The sequence below is a fragment of the Collinsella sp. OF02-10 genome, from assembly GCF_003463445.1.
In the GTDB taxonomy this organism is placed as follows: domain Bacteria; phylum Actinomycetota; class Coriobacteriia; order Coriobacteriales; family Coriobacteriaceae; genus Collinsella.
Genome location: NZ_QSCW01000002.1, coordinates 97,866 through 115,345, shown reverse-complemented (window position 1 = coordinate 115,345; position 17,480 = coordinate 97,866). Strand labels below are relative to the sequence as shown.

At 61.0% G+C, this 17,480-nt stretch carries 16 protein-coding genes; 1 reads left to right on the top strand and 15 read right to left on the bottom strand.

What is annotated here, in order from left to right; genetic code table 11:
• Window positions 1-6: 6 nt before the first annotated feature.
• The 8 genes from fabZ to DXA43_RS02065 are packed head-to-tail and all read right to left on the bottom strand — an operon-like array spanning window position 7 to window position 6,119.
• Window positions 7-429 (bottom strand): 3-hydroxyacyl-ACP dehydratase FabZ, encoded by a 423-nt coding sequence (gene fabZ / locus DXA43_RS02100; protein ID WP_117806121.1) that lies wholly within the window; start codon window positions 427-429, stop codon window positions 7-9.
• A gap of 9 nt (window positions 430-438) precedes the next feature.
• On the bottom strand, window positions 439-915 hold the full coding sequence (gene accB / locus DXA43_RS02095; RefSeq protein ID WP_117765060.1) for an acetyl-CoA carboxylase biotin carboxyl carrier protein: 477 nt from the start codon (window positions 913-915) through the stop codon (window positions 439-441).
• Window positions 916-918: 3 nt separating this feature from the next.
• Window positions 919-2,166, bottom strand: a complete 1,248-nt coding sequence (gene fabF / locus DXA43_RS02090; RefSeq protein ID WP_117806120.1) for a beta-ketoacyl-ACP synthase II — start codon at window positions 2,164-2,166, stop codon at window positions 919-921.
• Between the two features lie 39 nt (window positions 2,167-2,205).
• Window positions 2,206-2,979: a 3-oxoacyl-[acyl-carrier-protein] reductase gene (fabG, locus tag DXA43_RS02085; protein WP_117563766.1), complete on the bottom strand. Its 774-nt coding sequence runs from the start codon at window positions 2,977-2,979 to the stop codon at window positions 2,206-2,208.
• A 30-nt stretch (window positions 2,980-3,009) separates the two neighbouring features.
• Window positions 3,010-3,936, bottom strand: coding sequence for an ACP S-malonyltransferase (locus DXA43_RS02080; protein WP_117806119.1), 927 nt, complete (start codon window positions 3,934-3,936; stop codon window positions 3,010-3,012).
• Window positions 3,924-4,868, bottom strand: coding sequence for an enoyl-[acyl-carrier-protein] reductase FabK (gene fabK / locus DXA43_RS02075; RefSeq protein ID WP_117806118.1), 945 nt, complete (start codon window positions 4,866-4,868; stop codon window positions 3,924-3,926). Before fabK ends, DXA43_RS02080 begins: the two co-directional genes overlap by 13 nt.
• Window positions 4,869-4,870: 2 nt before the next feature.
• Window positions 4,871-5,107, bottom strand: a complete 237-nt coding sequence (locus DXA43_RS02070) for an acyl carrier protein (RefSeq protein WP_117806117.1) — start codon at window positions 5,105-5,107, stop codon at window positions 4,871-4,873.
• Between the two features lie 52 nt (window positions 5,108-5,159).
• Window positions 5,160-6,119: a 3-oxoacyl-ACP synthase III family protein gene (locus tag DXA43_RS02065; protein ID WP_117806116.1), complete on the bottom strand. Its 960-nt coding sequence runs from the start codon at window positions 6,117-6,119 to the stop codon at window positions 5,160-5,162.
• A 174-nt stretch (window positions 6,120-6,293) separates the two neighbouring features.
• Between DXA43_RS02065 and DXA43_RS02060 the strand changes: the two genes are divergently transcribed.
• On the top strand, window positions 6,294-7,070 hold the full coding sequence (locus tag DXA43_RS02060; RefSeq protein ID WP_117806115.1) for a biotin--[acetyl-CoA-carboxylase] ligase: 777 nt from the start codon (window positions 6,294-6,296) through the stop codon (window positions 7,068-7,070).
• A 115-nt stretch (window positions 7,071-7,185) separates the two neighbouring features.
• Here DXA43_RS02060 and rpsJ read toward each other — a convergent pair whose 3' ends face one another.
• The 7 genes from rpsJ to DXA43_RS02025 form a co-directional block, all read right to left on the bottom strand.
• Window positions 7,186-7,494: a 30S ribosomal protein S10 gene (gene rpsJ / locus DXA43_RS02055; RefSeq protein ID WP_022094184.1), complete on the bottom strand. Its 309-nt coding sequence runs from the start codon at window positions 7,492-7,494 to the stop codon at window positions 7,186-7,188.
• Window positions 7,495-7,554: 60 nt separating this feature from the next.
• On the bottom strand, window positions 7,555-9,654 hold the full coding sequence (gene fusA / locus DXA43_RS02050; RefSeq protein ID WP_022094183.1) for an elongation factor G: 2,100 nt from the start codon (window positions 9,652-9,654) through the stop codon (window positions 7,555-7,557).
• 19 nt (window positions 9,655-9,673) lie between these two features.
• Window positions 9,674-10,147 carry a 30S ribosomal protein S7 gene (gene rpsG / locus DXA43_RS02045; RefSeq protein WP_006235013.1) on the bottom strand — a complete coding sequence of 158 codons (474 nt, stop codon included), beginning with the start codon at window positions 10,145-10,147 and terminating at the stop codon, window positions 9,674-9,676.
• Between the two features lie 73 nt (window positions 10,148-10,220).
• Entirely contained in the window at window positions 10,221-10,598 is a 378-nt protein-coding gene (rpsL, locus tag DXA43_RS02040; RefSeq protein WP_006235012.1) for a 30S ribosomal protein S12, read from the bottom strand.
• Window positions 10,599-11,069: 471 nt separating this feature from the next.
• Complete coding sequence (locus DXA43_RS02035; protein WP_117806114.1) at window positions 11,070-12,146, bottom strand: DUF4179 domain-containing protein; 1,077 nt, start codon at window positions 12,144-12,146, stop codon at window positions 11,070-11,072.
• On the bottom strand, window positions 12,097-12,615 hold the full coding sequence (locus DXA43_RS02030) for an RNA polymerase sigma factor (protein WP_187361806.1): 519 nt from the start codon (window positions 12,613-12,615) through the stop codon (window positions 12,097-12,099). The genes DXA43_RS02035 and DXA43_RS02030 overlap by 50 nt, the downstream gene beginning before the upstream one ends.
• 385 nt (window positions 12,616-13,000) lie before the next feature.
• On the bottom strand, window positions 13,001-17,476 hold the full coding sequence (locus DXA43_RS02025) for a DNA-directed RNA polymerase subunit beta' (RefSeq protein WP_199580508.1): 4,476 nt from the start codon (window positions 17,474-17,476) through the stop codon (window positions 13,001-13,003).
• Between the last annotated feature and the right edge of the window lie 4 nt (window positions 17,477-17,480).

Here is a 17,480-nt window from a genome sequence, read left to right as displayed (position 1 = left end):
CCTTCCTTAACTTTCGTGCATGAGTGCAAAAGACATATCGGCACGGCAGCAAACCTCACCGTTGACGCTCGCAGTACCCGTCGCAAAGCGGAACGGTCCGCGCGCACGCGTGATGGTGCACACCAGATCAACCGTGTCGCCCGGGCGCACCGGACGCTTAAAGCGCACCTTATCGAGACTCGTATAGAACGGCGTCGCGCCGCGTGCCTCCTCATCGCCCATCAGCAGCACGCAGCAGCTCTGGGCGAGCATCTCGCACTGAATCACGCCGGGGACGACCGGGTTTCCCGGAAAATGCCCCTGCAAAAAGTACTCGTCGCCCGTGATCGTGATCTTGCCGTGGGCCTCGTCGCCCACCAGCTCGGCCTCGTCGAGCAAAAGCATCGGTTCGCGATGCGGCAACAGTTCTTTAAGCTCTTCTTTGTTCATGGATATCACCTATCCGATCCTCATAAGGCAACTGCCGAACTCCACGAGGTCGCCGTCGGCCACGCAGATCTCGAGCACCTCGCCGTCTGCCTCGGCCGTCACCTCGTTGAGAACCTTCATGGCCTCGATGATGCAGAGGGTCTCACCGGCCTTGACCTTGGAGCCCACGTGCACAAACGGCTCGTCGCCCGGCGCCGGGGCAGCATAGAAAACGCCGACCATGGGAGCGGTCACCTCGGTGCCCTTGGGCTCCGGTGCGGCGGCAGGCGCCTGCGCGGCGGGCTCCGGTGCGGCGGCAGGCATGGCGACAGGAGCCACCGCCGGAGCAGTCACGGCACCCGGCATAGGCATGGGCACGGCAACCGGCTGCGCGGCGCTCGCGCGCTCGAGTTCGACCGCGGTGCCATCGGGCTCCTCAACGCGTACGCGCGTGAGGCCGCGGTCCTCCATAACATCGGCTATCTCGGCAAGTCTTTTGGAATCCATGCTCTAGCTCCTCGTATATCTACGCAGCGCGATGGCGGCGTTGTGCCCGCCAAAGCCCAGGTTGGTCGAAAGCGCCCAGGTAAGGTCGGCGCGAACCGCGCGATTGGGCGTGTAGTCAAGATCGCAGGCGGGATCGGGTGTGTGGTAGTTAATGGTCGGCGGCACCACGCCCTGCTCGAGCGCCATGGCGCAGGCCATGACCTCGATGGCGCCCGTAGCACCGATCATGTGACCGGTCATCGACTTGGTCGACGAGACATGTGCGGCGCGCGCCGCGTCCTCGCCGAGTGCTCGCTTGATGCCCGCCGTCTCGGACGAATCGTTGAGCTTGGTCGAGGTGCCGTGGGCATTGATGTAGAGACCCTCGGAAGGCTTGACATCGCCCTCGGCCACCGCCAGCGATATCGCGCGGGCAATGCCGGCAGCCTCGGGATCGGGGCTCGTGATGTGATAGGCATCATCGGTGTTGCCGTAGCCCACGACCTCGGCGTAAATGTGCGCACCGCGCGCCTGCGCATGTTCCATGCTCTCGAGCACGAGCACGCAGGCGCCCTCGCCCATCACAAAGCCGTCGCGGTCTGCATCGAACGGGCGGCAGGCAGTCGCGGGATCGGGGTTGGTGGTCAACGCACGGCAGGACGTAAAGCCCGCAACGGCATCGGGGATAATTGCGGCCTCGGCTCCGCCGGCGAGAATCGCATCGGCATAGCCATGCTTGATGGCGCGGAACGCCTCGCCCACGGCATGGGCCGAGGTCGCGCACGCGGTCACCACGGGCAGGGTCGGGCCTTTTGCCTTGTGGCGGATCGCGATATTGCCCGAAGCCATGTTGGGGATCATCATCGCGATCATATAGGGCGATGCGCGGCTAGGCCCTCGATCGGCGATCGTGTGGACGTTGTCGACAAGTGTCTGCATGCCGCCCACGCCCGAGCCCACGTAGACGCCCAGGCGTTCGTGATCGATGGCGCCTTCGACATCAAAGCCCGCATCGTGCATGGCCTCGTCCGACGCCGCCATCGCAAACTGAACGCAGGGGTCGAGATGCTTGGCGTCACGCTTGCCAAAGTACTCGTTGCCGTCAAAGCCCTTGACCTCGGCCGCCACCTTAACGGCAAACGCATCCGTATCGAAGTGCGTGATCGGGCCGATACCGCACGTGCCGGCGCACATAGCCGCCCAGGTGGCAAGCGCCGTGTTGCCGAGCGGCGATACGGCACCGATGCCGGTGATTGCAACTCTCTGTTCCATCATGGTCTCCTCATCCAAGCCGTTCTTCGGCCCTGGTTTCTACATCGCCATTCCGCCGTCGACGCGCACGACCTCGCCCGTAATGTAGGCAGCCGCATCACTCGCTAAAAAGCGCACCACGCCGGCCACTTCCTCGGGGCGTGCCATGCGCTTAAGGGGAATCTGTTCCTCGGTTGCCGTACGCACCTTCTCCGAGAGCTTTGCCGTCATATCTGTCTCGACAAACCCGGGGGCGACCGCGTTCGCTCGTACGCCACGAGGCGCAAGCTCGCGCGCCACCGCCTTGGTAAGCCCTATCACGCCCGCCTTGGAAGCAGCGTAGTTGGCTTGCCCGGCATTGCCCATCAGGCCCACGACCGAGCTCATGTTGACGACGCAACCGCCGCGCTGGCGCATAAAGGTCTTGGTGAGCGCGCGCGTCATATTGAATGTTCCCTTGAGATTGACATCGAGCACGCGATCGAATGCGTCATCGCCCATGCGCATGAGCAGGCCATCGCGGGTGATGCCGGCATTGTTGACGAGCGCCCAAATGGAACCAAAGTCGTTGAGGACCGCTTCCACACACGCGTTGACGGCAGCGGGATCGGCCACGTCGCATTGATATGCGCGTGCCGTGGCGCCAACCGCCTCACAGGCTTCGCACGTCTCGCGCGCCGCATCGACGCTGCCGGCATAGACGACGGCGATATCAAAGCCGTCCTCCGCCAGACCGACAGCGCAGGCGCGGCCGATACCCCGCGAGCCGCCCGTGACCAGTGCCACGCGACGTGAGTCGTTGCGCTCGAGCGCGCCGTTGTTCAAGTTGCCCATGTCATTCCTTTCGGGTTACAGCCCTGTGGACTATGCGAGCTCGTCGGCAATAGCTGCGACCTGCTCGGCCGTTTCGCACGAATACACGCGAACGTCGCTCAGCGTACGCTTGGCCAGGCCCGACAGCGTTTTGCCAGGGCCGACCTCAATAAACGTGTCGATGCCCTGATTCTGCAGAGCATGCAGCGTGTCGACCCAACGAACGGCATGACTCACCTGATTGGCCAAGACATCCGATGCCGCTCGCGGGTCCGCCGGATAGGGCGCCGCCGTCATGTTTGCCATGACCGGAATCAGCAGCGGTGACGGCGCGTGGCCGGCTTGGATATACGTCGCCAGCCCCTCAGTCGCCTCGGCCATATAGGGGCTATGAAATGCGCCCGACACCGCGACTTTCATAGCGCGGCCGCCAGCCTCTTTTACCAGGGCGTCGAGCTCCTGCAGCGCCTCGGGCGGTCCGGCAACAACCGTCTGCTGCGGACTGTTGTAGTTGACCGGCCAGCAGTCCTCGCCGGCCTGTTTTGCCAGGTTCTCGACTTGCGCCGCATCGAGCTTGATGACGGCGCGCATGCCGCCCGGATGGCGCTCGGCAGCCGCGGCCATCAGCGCCGCGCGCTCGCACACGAGCTCAAAGCCCGCTCGCGTATCGAACGCCCCCGCAAAGGTGAGCGCGGCGACCTCGCCAAGCGAAAAACCCGTACAGGCGGCAGGTACCACGCCGCGCTCACGCAGGGCGGCAGCCGCTGCCAGATCGTGAACGAACACGCACGGCTGCGTGTTCTCGGTCTGCGAGAGCTCCTCCTTGGAGGCGCTTCGGCACTGCTCACTGGTCCCCGGGCGCACCTCGTCGGCAATGGCGAACACCTCGGCGGCCGCCGGCGATGCCTCGATCAGGTCGACGCCCATCGCGGGGTGCTGGGCGCCCTGGCCGGCAAACAGAAACGCTACGCCACCCATGCGCACGCACCCTTCAGGACGTGCTCGGCGCCATCGACCAGGTCGTCGACGATTTCACGTGCGCTTTGGCGCTCGTTGACCATGCCGGCAATCTGTCCACACAAAAACGAGCCCTCTTCGTAATTGCCGTCCTTGGCGGCCTTGCGAAGGGCGCCCGTGCCCATGGCCCCGAGCTCCTCGACGCTTACGCCCGCCGCCTCGCTCTTGGCGTAGGCGTTGGTGAAGGGGCTCTTGAGGGCACGCACCGGGTGTCCCGTCGAGCGGCCGGTCGCACGCGTCGAGGTGTCGTTGGCCTTCAGGACCATCTCCTTGTACTGCTCCGATACGGTGCACTCATCTGCGATCAGAAAGCGCGTACCCACCTGCACGCCGGCGGCGCCCAGCATAAAGGCGGCCGCCACGCCGCGGCCATCAGCGATACCGCCAGCCGCAACCACGGGAATATCGACCGCATCGACAACCTGCGGCACCAGTGCCATCGTCGAGGTCTCGCCAATATGGCCGCCTGATTCGGTGCCCTCGGCAACCACGGCAGTGGCTCCGCGACGCGCCACGAGACGCGCCAGCGCCACAGATGCAACAACCGGGATGACCTTGATGCCCGCCTCGTTCCACGCCTTCATGTACTTGGTGGGATTGCCGGCACCCGTCACGACGACCGGCACCCGCTCGTCAATCACGACCCGCGCGACCTCGTCGGCAAACGGGCTCATGAGCATAACGTTGACGCCAAAGGGCTTATCCGTCCTGGCGCGCAGCTCGTGAATCTGGTCGCGCAGCCAGTTAGCGTCGGCGTTCATGGCCGCGATAATCCCTAAGCCGCCCGCCTCGGACACGGCAGATGCCAGCGAGGCGTCGGCAATCCAGGCCATACCGCCCTGGAACACGGGCTTTTCGATGCCGAGTAGATCGCAGAGAGGAGACTTGAGCATCACTATTTCTCCAATGCCGCCTCGACCGTATCGGCGAACTCGCCGACCGTCCTGGGGTTCTCCTCGGTATCGAGCTGGATGCCAAACTCATCCTCGACGGCGACGAGGATCTCGACGGTGCCCAGGCTGTCGAGACCAATCTCCTCGAGCGTGGACTCGGGCTTCATCTCGACGTCGTCAAGACCGGCGGTCTCGCGGATAACATCGCAAACGCGCTCGAAGGTCTTCTGATCTGCCATGGTAGTTCTCCTTTGTTTGTGCCCTAGGGGCGTTTTTATTTCCTATGTGCGACTACTTCCAACGAAGCAGATAGCCACCTATATCCAGGCCGGCGCCAAATCCAACGAGGGCGATGGTGTCGCCCGCATTCAGTGCGTTGGTGCGCGCCAGCCGATCAAGCGCAAAGGGAATGCATGCGCTCGAAATGTTGCCGGTCTCGCGCAGCGTTCGAACCACGCGCTTGTCTGGCACACCGAGGCGCTTGACCGCCTGACTCAGGATTCGTTCGTTAGCCTGATGGAATACAAAATGGTCGATGTCCTCGACCGAAATGCCCGCATCGCTCGCAAGCTTATGGACCGTGTCGCAAATCGCGTTGACGCCGAACTTGAACACGCGGCGGCCATTCATGGACAGCACGCTCTCGCTATCTGCGGAGGCCTTAAACGGCGAGGTGCCGACCAGACCGGGAACGCACAACGTCTTGACGTCGGGCGCCGTCGAAAGCTCAACGGCAAGGGGGCTGTCTCCCCCAGCCTCAATCACCGCGGCGCCTGCCCCATCGCCAAAGAGCACACAGGTGGCGCGGTCGGTCCAGTCGAGCGCGCGCGTCATCTGCTCGGCGGCAACGACAAGCACATGCTTGGCTCGTCCTCGGGCGATATAGCCCTCGGCAACATCGAGCGCAAATACGAAGCCGGCGCAGGCAGCCGAGACATCGAAGGCAGGGCACGTCGCGCCCAGTCGCTCAGCAACGGCACACGCCTCGGCGGGAACAAGGTGGTCACCCGTCGTCGTCGAGCAGACGATCAAATCCAGCTGGCTCGCGTCGATTCCGGGCACCCGGAGTGCCCGCTCGCTCGCCGCTACGGCAAGGTCGTCAAGTGACTCGGTGGTGCATACATGGCGGCTCTTGATACCTGTGCGGGTAAAAATCCACTCATCCGAGGTATCGAGGAACTCGGACAGCTCGTCATTGGAAACACTGCGCTTAGGAAGCGCCGAGCCTGTTCCAAGAATCGTGAAACCCATCACTAACCTCCTTTGAGTTGTTGACGTGTTTACATCGACCAAGAGAGGATAGCGCATTTCAGTCGTTGTTAACGTGTTAACATTAAATTGTCCAAATGCGACAAAGGCTTCACATTGTGTCTCTCTCGACACCATTGCGTTATTCACTTATTCATTAAGGAGGTAGCAGCCGTTATGGATGCCAAATTAACGATAGTCGACGTAACCGGATCGACCAACGATGACCTGCTCGAAGCAGGAAAACAGGGAGCGCCGCACGGCACAGGACTTGCCGCCCGGGCTCAGACAGCAGGACGCGGCCGGCGCGGCCACAAGTGGGATTCAACCGCCGGCAACCTATTGCTTTCGATTGTCCTGCGTCCATGCGTTAATCCTGCGAAGTACTCTGGTCTTGCTGCCGTCAGCGGCCTAGCGGTGCTCGAGGCGCTCGAAAAACAGGGTCTTGCAAACGAGATTGGCCTCAAATGGCCCAACGACTTGGTCGCTCGAGGGCGCAAACTTGGCGGCATCTTAGTCGAGGCAGCACGCGATAACGAAGGCAAACCCTTCGCCGTCTGCGGCATTGGCGTCAATGTGAACTATGTGCCCTCGGAGGTTCCCGATGGCGGGCTGGCGGCAATCGGCCTCTCGGATCTCAACAAGAATGTTCCCACGGTCGATACGCTGCTCGATGCGGTCTACCATGCGGTCGTTGAGGGTGTAGACACTTGGGAGAAGTGCCTTAATACAATGGAGAGTAGCGTCGGCCCGCTTGCGCCCATCCTCGATGATTATGTCGCCCGCCTCAATTGGATTGGGAACCACGTAATTGCCCGCTCCCCCGCTGGAGAAGAGCTGGCGCGAGGAATATTCAGAACGGTCGACGATTATGGTCGCGCGAACATCGAGACGGAGGGCGGGCTCCGCGCATTCCACTTCGAAGAAGCATCCTTGCGCCCTTTGAGCGCATAGGGTGCCAAAGCCATCCTCTCAGCAGCATTATTCGCCTCTTAAAACCTAAGCTCAAAACAAAAGGGCCCCGCTACCGTAACGGCAGCGGGGCCCTTTAAGCTATGAGCGATATCGCTTAGAGCTTGATGTCGATGTCGACGCCAGCGGGGAGGTCGAGACGCATGAGCGAATCAACGGTGCCCGAGGTGGGGTCAAGGATGTCGATGAGACGCTTGTGGGTGCGCATCTCGAACTGCTCACGGGAGTCCTTGTTCACGTGCGGCGAGCGGATAACCGTGTACAGGTTGCGCTCGGTGGGCAGGGGGACAGGACCGGAAACGCGAGCGCCGGTCTTCTGAGCGGTCTCGACGATGAGCTTCGCGGACTGATCGACGACCTCGTGATCATAGCCCTTGAGGCGAATGCGGATCTTCTGGGTAGCCAACTTAAACCTCCAAAGAGTGCGAGAGATGCTCTCGCGGATTACGTAACAGGGAGCTCGAACTTAGGCGTTCTTGCTCATGACCTCGTCCACGATGGACTTGGGCGCGGGCTCATAAGAGTCGAACTGCATCGTGTAGGATGCACGGCCCTGGGTCTGGGAGCGAAGGTCGGTAGCGTAACCGAACATCTCGCCCAGCGGCACCTTGGCACGGATGAGCTTGCTGTTCTTGCGATCCTCCATGCCCTCGATCTTGCCGCGGCGACCGGAGAGGTTGCCCATAACGTCGCCCATGTACTGCTCGGGGGTCTCGACCTCGACAGCCATGATCGGCTCGAGCAGCTGCGGGTCGGACTTCTTGAGGGCGTCCTTGATAGCCATGGAACCGGCGATCTTAAAGGCGGCCTCGGAGGAGTCGACCTCGTGGTAAGAACCGTCGAACAGGGTGACCTTGACGTCGAGGACCGGGAAGCCGGCGATAACACCGGTGTTCAGGGCCTCCTGGATGCCCTTGTCGATGGACGGGATGTACTCCTTGGGCACGACGCCGCCGACGATAGCGTTGACGAACTCGTAGCCGAAGCCCTCCTCCATCTTCTCGAGCTTGATGACGGCGTGGCCGTACTGACCGCGACCACCGGACTGACGGACGAACTTGCCCTCAGCCTTCTCGACGTCGTGACCAGCGGTCTCGCGGTAGGCGACCTGGGGCTTACCGACGTTAGCGTCAACCTTGAACTCGCGGAGCAGACGGTCGACGATGATCTCGAGGTGCAGCTCGCCCATGCCGGCGATGATGGTCTGGCCGGTCTCGTGGTTGGTGGACACCTGGAAGGTCGGGTCCTCCTCGGCGAGCTTGGTCAGAGCCAGGGACATCTTGTCCTGCTCGGCCTTGGTCTTGGGCTCGATGGCAACGTCGATAACGGGCTTAGCGAACTCGATCTTCTCGAGGACGATCTCCTTGCCCTCGGCGCACAGGGTGTCACCGGTGGTGGAGTTCTTGAAGCCGACGCAAGCGACGATGTCGCCGGCGGCAGCGTCGTCACGGTCGATACGCTCGGCGGCGTTCATCTCGAGGATGCGGCCGAGGCGCTCGCGCTGACCGTTGGAAGCGTTGACCACGTAGGAGCCGGACTCGGCGCGGCCGGAGTAAACGCGGACGTAGGTGAGCTTACCGACGAACGGGTCGGTCATGATCTTGAAGACCAGGCCGGAGAAGGGCTCGTCGAAGGAAGGATGACGCTGGATCTCCTCGCCGGTGTCCGGATCGGTACCGGTGACAGCCTCGACGTCGAGCGGGCTGGGCAGGTAGTCGACGACAGCGTCGAGCAGCTCCTGGACGCCCTTGTTCTTGTAGGCGGAGCCCACGAAGACGAGGTTGAGCTCATTGGCCAGAACGCCCTTGCGCAGAGCAGCCTTGAGCTCCTCGACGGTGAAGTCCTCCTCCATGAGGATCTTCTCCATGAGCTCGTCGTCAAAGCTGGCAGCAGCGTCGAGGAGCTCCTCGCGCTTGGTGGCAGCGATGTCGGCAAACTCAGCCGGGATCTCGTCCATCGGCTCAGGGTAGGTCATGCCCTTCTCGTCGGCCTTGAAGTCCCATGCAGTCATGGTAACGAGGTCGATGACGCCCCAGAAGTTGTCCTCGGCGCCCATCGGGACCTGAGCGGCCACGGCGTTAGCGTCGAGACGATCCTTCATGGTCTCGATAGCGTTGAAGAAGTCAGCGCCCACGCGGTCATACTTGTTGATGAAGGCGATGCGGGGGACGTTGAAAGTAGAAGCCTGACGCCAAACGGTCTCAGACTGGGGCTGAACGCCGGCAACGGCGTCAAAGACGGCAACAGCGCCATCGAGGACGCGCAGGCAGCGCTCGACCTCGGCGGTGAAGTCAACGTGGCCCGGGGTGTCGATGATCTGGATGCGGTAGTCCTTACCGTCCTTGTTCCAGAAGCAGGTGGTAGCAGCGGAGGTAATGGTTACGCCGCGCTCCTGCTCCTGAACCATCCAGTCCATGGTGGCAGCGCCCTCATGAACCTCACCGATCTTGTGGGTCTTACCGGTGTAGTAAAGAATACGCTCGGTCGTGGTGGTCTTACCGGCATCGATGTGAGCCATGATGCCGATGTTACGGGTATCGGAAAGCTTGTACTTAGGCTTAGCCATGTTAGTTCCTTACCTTAACTTACCAACGATAGTGAGAGAACGCGCGGTTGGCCTCGGCCATCTTGAAGACGTCCTCACGCTTCTTGACGGAAGCGCCCAGGCCGTTGGAGGCGTCGAGGATCTCGTTGGCGAGACGCTCGGCCATGGTCTTCTCCTTGCGAGCGCGGGAGAAGTTGACGATCCAGCGGATACCCAGAGCGGTGGAACGACGGGAGTTGACCTCCATCGGGACCTGATAGGTAGCGCCACCGACACGCTTGGGCTTAACCTCGAGCGTGGGCTTGACGTTGTCCATAGCCTTCTTGAAGGTAGCGAGAGCGTCGCCACCCTCGGACTTCTCGGCAACGATCTCGAAAGCGGTGTAAACGATGCGCTCAGCGGTGGCCTTCTTGCCGTCAAGAAGGACCTTGTTGATGAGCTGAGTCACCAGGCGGTTGTTGTAAACGGCGTCAGGCTGAACCTCACGACGATTAGCTGCTGCACGACGCGGCATGTGAAATCTCCTTAAGTGTCTACCGTGCGGCGCTTAGGCGGCACACGGCGAAAGTATCAAAACGTTATCTGGCTTATTTAGCCTTGGGGCGCTTAGCACCGTACTTGGAACGGGCCTGCATACGGTTCTGGACCGGAGCAGCGTCGTAGGCGCCACGGATGACGTGATAACGGACACCAGGGAGGTCACGGACACGACCGCCGCGGACGAGCACGATGGAGTGCTCCTGCAGGTTGTGGCCCTCACCCGGGATGTAAGCGGTAACTTCGATGCCGTTGACAAGGCGAACACGGGCAACCTTACGAAGAGCCGAGTTCGGCTTCTTGGGGCTCGTGGTGAAGACGCGGGTGCACACGCCGCGCTTCTGGGAGTTGTGCTGCAGAGCAGCGTTCTTGGACTTCTTGGGCACGGAACGACGGCCCTGGCGAACCAGCTGGTTAATAGTAGGCAAAGCGTACTCCTTCTCGAATGATTCCAGCTTTCTGTAAAGTGCAACGGCTTGAATCGAGGGGTCAGCATCCCCCTACGAAACACGCAGTTCGATAGGATACGTGGCGTTAGCTGTGCCGTCAACAGACCACGCCGCCGGGCGTATCCCAAAATTGGCACATTTCCGCAAAGCCTACACAAAAGGAATCCCCTTCTGTGCGCGGGGGCGGATTCCCGGCCCGTGCGGCCCGCTGTTTAAGTTTGCTGCTCTACAGTCCTGCGCAAGACGGAAAGCACATTAAGTGCTTTCCTTTGCGTGCGGAACTCGCGACAAACTTAAACAGCGGGCCGCCCGGGCCGGGAATCCGACGTGCTCGTCGGGGCAACGTTACCTGCCAAAACGGGACAGGTTTATTTTGGTTGGTTTTATCTGGGGAAACGTCGCTTTAGCGCAAAATGGGCCGCTTCCCCTGGTGGGAAGCGGCCTCAGACCTTACGAATAGATGATGGTAAAGGGTTCTTGCGTTTGAGTCTCCCCTGTCGATGTGCACCTCGTGCCCTCAAGGGTTACCGAGACTACTTGATCGACATCGATCAGCTTTGTCGGCACCCAGATGTTCTCGCCGTTATTGCGCGCCAGTGAAACATAGAAGTTGTACGCGCCCGCGGCATCGTCTTTGATAACCTGCTCCGATCCATCCTTGTAGATGACGGTCAGTTTATGATCGACTGCTTCATCGCCCAGATCATCGATGTGCGTCTGGATGGAAAACGGGCTGATTTCAAGAGGTGAGTCGTCAGAGCTCAGCTTCTTTGTATCGACGTACGCTCCGATGCTAAACTCGGGCGTCGACACCTCGATCACCTTCGCATCCTCACCTTTGCCCTCCGTCCAACTGATATTCCAGGTGACCGCATGTCGTAAATCTCGATCGCGATTCCAAGATGCAAAGTACATCGTGCCGTTAATGACCGTGTCGCTTGATGTGTCTTTATCAATGGTGCAGCGTGTATCAGCCCATTCCTCGCCGAAGTTCATGCTGGGTGTACTGACGCCCCCTTCTTCTTCACCATAGAGAACAAGTTCGCCAAGCTCTGCCGCCGGCTTGTAGTAGTTAACGCCATTCGGATTGGACAATGTAAACGTCACAGCACCGCAACCGTTCTCGTCGATTGCCATCTCATGAATGTCGAGCGTATAGCCGTTGCCCTCGACGGACAGATTGACCTTCTGTACTGAACCCTCCAAGCTTTGGGGCGCGATACCATCACCAAACTCTCTGGTGTAGGTATATTTCGTCCCCGACGAGCCGCCATTTGTCCAGGTAACGGACTCTCCGTTGCCATGGTTTCCCCAGGCAGAGGCAAAATAACTGGAATTGACAACAGCGTAGGCGACCCCTCCGGTCGCCAGCACTCCGGCAAGACATCCGATTACGGCAACATACAGAGGCTTCGCGTGACCCTTTCGGCGAAGCGGCTCGCCAGCAGCGGCATAAAGAACACGGTCAGCAAGATCGCTATCGGCTTGGACGGACTCGAAGGCCTGCTTGATCTGGTTGGATTTCACGGTCGCCCTCCTCTAGGATGAACTTGAGCTTCGATCTGCCGCGAGCTAAACGCGTTCGAACGGTCGCGGCTGGCACATGCAGTAACTCGGCAATTTCTGAAGTCGAGAAGCCCAGATAGTAATAGAGCACGATGGAGATACGGAATCGTTCCGGAAGCCGCATGACGTCTAATAGGACGGCCTTGGTCTCGTCCTGCGCCGTCAAGAGCGAATCGGTCAGACTTTCAATATCCTCCACGCGCCTCCACGGCTTTCGAAAGAGAGATTTGCATTCATTGATCGTGACCCGGATGAGCCATCGACGAAGATGCTCCCAGCTTTCAAAATGCGTATCGCTTTTGAGTAACTTTAGAAAGACGTCTTGAGCGACATCGTCGGCGTCAGCGCGATCGCGCAGATACGTCAAGGCGATCCGAAACACGACATCACGGTGGTCTTCAACCGCCTGTCTGAAAGCTTGTTCTTCCATAATCACCTCCCGGTGACGCTGATGGTTCTTGATGAGGTCCTCACCATAGATACGCTTTGGCCGAACGAAATGTTTCAAATCCAAGCAGGAAAAACCTACCAAAATAAACCTGTCCCTTTTTGGCAAAAGGAATCCCCTTCTGTGCGCGGGGGCAGATTCCCGGAACGGGCCGCCCGCTGTTTAAGTTTGCTGCTCTACAGTCCTGCGCAAGACGGAAAGCACATTAAGTGCTTTCCTTTGCGTGCGGAACTCGCGACAAACTTAAACAGCGGGCGGCCCGTTCCGGGAATCCGACGTACTCGTCGGGGCAACGTTCCTCATCAAAAAAGACCCGCTCCCCTGTTGGGAAGCGGGTCTTTGGAAGGGCGGTTAACGTACTAGGAAATTATTCCTCGTCGTTGTCCTTGGCCTCTTCGGCGTCGTCAGTGTCCACGAGCTGGTTGAGCAGCTCGTCGAGAGAAGCCATGTCCTCGTTGATCGCGCCGTTGGCGGGAGCCTTCTTGTCGTCGATCGGGGCGCCCAGGAGCTCCTCGTCGGCGTCGGCGTGATGCGTCGGAGCGGAGGTACCCAGCAGGATATCGTCCGGACCGTCGGGGCTAAAGACCATCTGCAGCAGCTGCGAGAGGTCTTCCTCGTCGGCAACGTCGTCGTTGTTCTCGAGGATGTAGAGCAGGTCGTGGGCCTCCAGGCCGTCACGGAGCTCCTCGATCGCCTTGGCACCGATACCATCGATGCGCAGCAGATCCTCCTCGGACTTGCCGACCAGGTCGCCGACCGTCTCGATGCCGACCTCGCTGAACTTGTTGGTCCAACGCTGCGACACGCCCAGGTCGTCGAACAGGTACAGGCGAGCCTTCTCGGCGGAGATGGTATGGCCGTTGCGGGTGAACGAACCGTCAGCACCACCGAACTCGTCGTAGCCGGCCCAGTCGAGCTGCTGCGGGAGCTGCTCGTCCAGATCCTTGAGTTCAACCGGAGCCCACTCGGGCAGCGACTTGGCGTTGGGCGAAGCCGGACCGTCGATGTCGACATAGCCGTCGGCCGTGCGATACGTCAACTTGGCGTTGGCATACGGCTTAAGGCCGGTACCAGCAGGGATCTTCTTACCGACGATGACGTTGGACTTAAGGTCGAGCAGGTGGTCGACCTTGCCCTCGATGGCAGCCTCAGTAAGGACGCCGGCGGTACGGATGAACGAAGCGCTCGACAGCCAAGAGTCGATGTTGGACGCGACCTTGAGCGTACCCAGGATGACGGGCTCGGCCACGGGAGCCTGACCGCCCAGACGGGCAACGCGCTCGACCTCGTCAGCGAACTCGTAGCGGTCGACGTACTGACCAAGCAGGTACTTGGAGTCGCCGGGGTTGGTGATCTGAACGCGACGCAGCATCTGACGTGCGAGCACCTCGATGTGCTTGTCGTTCAGGTCGACGCCTTGGCTTGTGTAGACGTCCTTGACGCTCTCGACGAAGGTGTGCATCGTCGACTCGATGTCGGTCAGCTTGCGCAGGTTGCGGAAGTTGACGAAGCCCTTGGTGATCTGGTCGCCGGCGCGAACCTCGCAGCCGTCCTCGATCTCGGGCATAAAGCGCACCGATGCGGGGACGCGACGCTCGTCGAGGACGCGGGTGTGATCCTCGGAGTCGGTGAGCGTCAGCACGTACTCGGACTTCTCGGGCTTAATCGAGAGGTGGCCGGAGTACGGAGCCAGCTCGGCCTCGCGACCCAGAATCTTCTCGTTGACGTTGCCGACGATATCGAACATACGGCTGACCGTAGGCAGACCCTGCGTAATATCGTCGACGCCAGCGACGCCGCCGGAGTGAATGGTACGCATCGTAAGCTGCGTACCGGGCTCGCCGATGGACTGGGCGGCAATAATGCCGACGGCAGTACCGATGGCGACCGGACGACGGGTGGAAAGATCCCAGCCGTAGCACTTCTGGCACACGCCGTACTTGGAGCGGCAGGTGAGCAGTGCGCGAAGCTTGACCTTCTTGAGGCCGGCATCGACCATCTTCTGGATGTCGGCGACCTTCTCGATGTAGCCGTCCTGCTCAAAGAGCACGGTGCCATCGGGGGCCACGACGTCCTCGATGAAGCAACGGCCGACGAGGTCGGTGTTGAGGTCGGTGGTGCCGGGGATGATGAGGTTGTAGGTGACGCCCTCGTGCGTACCGCAGTCCTCCTCGCGGACGATGACGTCCTGGGCCACGTCGACCAGACGACGGGTCAGGTAACCAGAGTCCGAGGTGTGGGATGCGGTATCGACCAGGCCCTTACGGGCGCCGTAGGTCGAAATGAAGTACTCGAGCGGCAGCAGGCCCTCGCGGAAGTTCGCCTTAATGGGAAGGTCGATCGTCTCGCCGGACATGTCTGCCATCAGGCCACGCATGCCGCCGAGCTGACGCAGCTGGGTCTTAGAACCACGGGCGCCGGAGTCGGCCATCATGTAGAGCGGGTTCTCCTCGTCGAACAAGTCGAGCATGAGCGCTGCGACCTTATCGGTACAAGCGGTCCACTCGTTAACGACTTCGATGTGGCGCTCCGTCTCGTTGATGAAGCCCTCCTCGAAGTACTCGTTGATCTGGTCGACGTTGGCCTGGGCGCGATCGAGCAGCTCCTGCTTCTCGGCAGGGATGAGAGCGTCCCACACCGAGATGGTGAGGCCGGCGCGGGTAGCGTAGTGGAAGCCGGAGTACTTGATGGCGTCGAGGATCGGACCGACCTTGGCCTCGGGGTAACGATCGCAGCAGTCCGCAACCAGCTTGGCCACGTCGCCCTTGACCATCTTGTAGTTCATGAACTCATAGTCTTCGGGCAGGCACTGGCGGTTGAAGATGATGCGGCCGATAGAGGTCTCGAAGCGCGCGGTCTTGTTGCCGGTGACGTCGTAGTCGACGAACTCGTTCTTGCCGTTCTTGACGCGGAAGATACGGGTGCCGTCCTCGTTGATGACATTGGCGTCGGCAGCGGACACGCGGACCTGAATCTTGGCCTGCATGTCGACCTCGGAGCGGCAGTCATAGGCGTGCAGCGCGTCGTCGAAGCTGGCGAACACGTGGTTCTCGCCCGGCAGACCGTCGCGGACCTGGGTCAGGTAGTACACACCAATAATCATGTCCTGCGAGGGGATGTTGACCGGCTTGCCGGATGCCGGCGAGCGCAGGTTGTTCGCAGAGAGCATGAGCACGCGAGCCTCGGCCTGAGCCTGGCTGGACAGCGGCACGTGGACGGACATCTGGTCGCCGTCGAAGTCGGCGTTGAAGGGCGAGCAGACCAGCGGGTGCAGGTGGATGGCCTTGCCCTCGACCAGCACCGGCTCAAAGGCCTGGATGGACAAACGGTGCAGGGTCGGTGCACGGTTGAGCAGCACGACGCGGCCGTCGATGACCTCTTCGAGGATGTCCCACACAAAGGTGGCACCACGGTCGATAGCACGCTTGGCGCCCTTGATGTTCTCGACCTTGCCGAGCTCGACCAGGCGCTTCATGACGAAGGGCTTGAAGAGCTCCAGCGCCATGGTCTTGGGCAGACCGCACTGGTGCAGCAGCAGCTTGGGGTCGGTAACGATTACCGAACGGCCGGAGTAGTCGACACGCTTACCCAGCAGGTTCTGACGGAAGCGACCCTGCTTACCCTTGAGGGCCTCGGCGAGCGACTTGAGCGGGCGACCGCCACGGCCAGAGACCGGGCGACCACGACGGCCGTTGTCGAACAGGGCGTCCACGGACTCCTGGAGCATGCGCTTCTCGTTGTTCACGATGATCGCAGGGGCGTCCAGGTCGAGCAGGCGCTTGAGTCGGTTGTTACGGTTGATCACGCGACGGTACAGGTCGTTAAGGTCGGACGCGGCGAAACGGCCGCCGTCGAGCTGGACCATCGGGCGCAGATCGGGCGGAATGACCGGGATGACGTCCAGGATCATGTTCGCGGGGCTGTTGCCGCCCTTCAGGAAGGCGTCAACGACCTCAAGGCGCTTGACGGCCTTCTCGCGCTTCTGCTTCTGGGAATCCTCGTCGGCGATGATGGCCTTGAGCTTCTCGGCCTCGGAGGGGAGGTCGATGGCAGCGAGCAGTTCGCGGACGGCCTCAGCACCCATGCCACCCTTGAAGTACATGGAGTAGTAACGGGTCATCTCGCGGAACAGCGGCTCATCGGAGATGAGGTCGCGCTCGGTGAGCTTCATGAAGGCGTTGAAGGCATCCGTGCGGAGCTGCTTCTCATCCTTGCACTCTTCCTCGATGTCGACGATGCCGGAGGCGATCTCCTCGGGGGTCAGCGGCTCCTCGTCGGAGAACTCGTCAAAGTTCTCGGGGTCGCCCTGCTCCTTGAGGGACTCGATCTGGCGGGCGCACTCGGCATCGATCTCTTCCAGATCGGCGGCGAGCTCCTCGCGCAGGTCGTCGGCGTCGGCCTCGCGGGCCTCATAGTCAACCTCGGTGATGATGTAGCTGGCAAAGTACAGAACCTTCTCGAGGTCCTTGGACTTGATGTCGAGCATACGGCTCATCGGGAAGCTCGTGGGGCTCTTGAAGTACCAGATGTGGGACACGGGAGCGGCGAGCTCGATGTGGCCCATGCGGTCGCGACGCACCTTGGCCGAGGTGACCTCGACGCCGCAGCGCTCGCAGACGATGCCCTTAAAGCGGATGCCCTTGTACTTGCCGCAGGAGCACTCCCAGTCCTTGGCGGGACCGAAGATCTTCTCGCAGAACAGGCCGTCCTTCTCGGGCTTGAGGGTACGGTAATTGATGGTCTCCGGCTTCTTGACCTCACCGTGCGACCAGGAACGGATCTGGTCGGCGGAGGCAAGGGAGATCTTTACCGAGTCAAAATCAGTAGCTTCGAAATCTGCCACAGTC